The organism is Polaribacter glomeratus (assembly GCF_002954665.1).
GTDB classification, from domain to species: domain Bacteria; phylum Bacteroidota; class Bacteroidia; order Flavobacteriales; family Flavobacteriaceae; genus Polaribacter; species Polaribacter glomeratus.
The window spans coordinates 1,114,207-1,116,671 of sequence record NZ_MSCM01000002.1; the positions used below are offsets into that span (position 1 = coordinate 1,114,207).

The following is a 2,465-nucleotide window of genomic DNA, read 5'->3' on the forward strand; positions in this document are numbered from 1 at the left end:
ATTATAAATATAACATTGAAAACCATATACGAAATCGGTATTGATTTTCTTATTGTGTTTTTTCTCTCTTGCAAAGATTTAGCTTTTGTTCAAGGTAATCAGAAATAAAATACAAAAAAGGGAGGATAATGATGCATGAACTTGTTTGGAAGGAAGTGCGATAGTGATTATATAACTGCTTAAAAATTCTCTTTTATTAAGCTTAATAAGACAGTCACTTTATTTTTAAATAGACCGCTTTAATTTTTTTAGGATAAATTTAGCAAATACAACAGTCAATGATATTTTTATTTAAGTAAACAATAACATTAGTTAGAGATTAACATTGCTTTAATACTAATTAAGAACTATTTAATCACTTTTTATGGACTTTTAATAGCTCTTTATACATTAGTTTTGTAAACACAATTATTTGGAAAAACTAAACTTATGACAAACAAAACAAAAGCAAAAGCCTATTGGAAAGAAAATATAAGATATCTTCTCATCCTTCTTACTATATGGTTTATGGTGTCTTTTTGCGCTGGAATTTTATTGAAAGATGCTCTAAATGAAATAAAAATTGGAGGATTTAAATTAGGATTCTGGTTTGCCCAACAAGGCGCCATGTATGTGTTTGTAATACTCATATTCGTGTATGTTCGACTGATGAATAAATTAGATAAAAAATATGGCTATGATGAATAATTTACTTTTTATTGATGGATTAGGCGTTCAAAATTGGACCTACATCATCGTTGGAATCACTTTTGCCATATATATAGGTATTGCCATTTACACAAGAGCTGGCTCTACAAAAGAATTTTATGTCGCAGGAGGAGGCGTTTCTCCTTTAGCGAACGGAATGGCAACAGCAGCAGACTGGATGAGTGCTGCTTCCTTTATTTCTATGGCAGGAATTATTTCTTTTGCAGGTTATGACGGTGCCGTTTATTTAATGGGCTGGACTGGCGGTTACGTTTTATTAGCGCTTTTATTAGCGCCATATTTACGAAAGTTTGGAAAATTTACGGTACCAGATTTTATTGGAGATCGTTATTATTCAAATACAGCACGTTTAGTGGGTGTTGTTTGTGCTCTTTTAGTTTCGTTTACTTACGTTGCAGGTCAAATGAGAGGCGTTGGTTTGGTGTTTTCTCGTTTTTTAGAAGTAGATATTAATACAGGGGTAATTATAGGGATGGTGATCGTTTTATTTTATGCTGTTTTAGGCGGAATGAAAGGAATCACTTACACACAAGTAGCACAATACTGTGTCTTAATCTTTGCGTTTATGGTGCCAGCTATTTTTATTTCTATTCAAATGACCGGAAACCCAATTCCGCAATTGGGATTTGGAAGCACACTTGCTGATGGTTCAGGAACCTATTTATTAGACAAGCTAGACGGTTTAAGTACCGATCTTGGTTTTGCCGAATATACAGAAGGAACAAAATCTATGGTAGATGTTTTTGCAATAACATTAGCTTTAATGGTGGGCACAGCAGGTTTACCACATGTTATTGTTCGGTTTTTTACAGTTAAAAAAGTGAAAGATGCCCGTAAATCGGCAGGATTGGCTTTGTTGCTAATTGCTCTTTTATTTACTGCTGCGCCAGCAGTTGCAGTATTTGCTAGAACAAATATGATAGAAACGGTTTCTAATCAACCATATGCATCAATGCCAGAATGGTTTAAAAAATGGGAATCTACAGGTTTGTTAAGCTTTACAGATAAAAACAATGATGGTTTGATTCAGTATTTGGCTGATGAAAAAACCAACGAATTAGTTATTGACAACGATATTATGGTATTAGCAAATCCAGAAATCGCAAATTTACCCGATTGGGTTATTGCTTTAGTGGCTGCAGGTGCATTAGCAGCAGCTTTATCTACAGCAGCAGGTTTGTTATTGGTTATTTCTGCCTCTGTTTCGCATGATTTAATCAAAAAAATGATCAATCCAGATATTTCAGAGAAAGGCGAATTAATAGCAGCACGTTTAGCAGCAACAGTAGCAGTTTGTGTTGCAGGCTATTTCGGAATTAATCCTCCAGGATTTGTAGCTGCCACCGTAGCTTTGGCATTTGGTTTGGCAGCAGCTTCCTTTTTTCCAGCAATTATTTTGGGTATTTTTTATAAAAAAATGAACAAAGAAGGTGCAGTTGCAGGGATGGTAGTTGGTATTTTAGTGATGTTGTTTTACATGACCAAATTTAAGTTTGGCTGGTTTGGTGGCGGTGAAAAAACAGATTGGTGGTTTGGCATTTCTCCAGAAGGGTTTGGTTCAGTTGCCATGATTTTAAATTTTGTAGTCTCTATAGTGGTGATGAAGTTTACACCAGAAACACCAGAAGAAGTTCAAGAAATTGTAGAAAATATAAGAATACCAAGTGGTGTTGGAGAAGCAACAGAGCACTAGTATTTTTAGATCTATAAATTCGTATTTGAAAAAGTAATACAACGTTAGCAAACAAATTATTTTT

At 34.2% G+C, this 2,465-nt stretch carries 2 protein-coding genes; both read left to right on the top strand.

Features of this window, described 5'->3' with window-relative positions:
- Positions 1-429: 429 nt before the first annotated feature.
- A complete protein-coding gene (locus tag BTO16_RS14945; protein ID WP_105022451.1) occupies positions 430-687 on the top strand; it encodes a DUF4212 domain-containing protein in 258 nt (85 codons plus the stop codon).
- Positions 677-2,401 (top strand): sodium:solute symporter family protein, encoded by a 1,725-nt coding sequence (locus BTO16_RS14950; RefSeq protein ID WP_105022936.1) that lies wholly within the window; start codon positions 677-679, stop codon positions 2,399-2,401. The genes BTO16_RS14945 and BTO16_RS14950 overlap by 11 nt, the downstream gene beginning before the upstream one ends.
- Positions 2,402-2,465 lie beyond the last annotated feature (64 nt).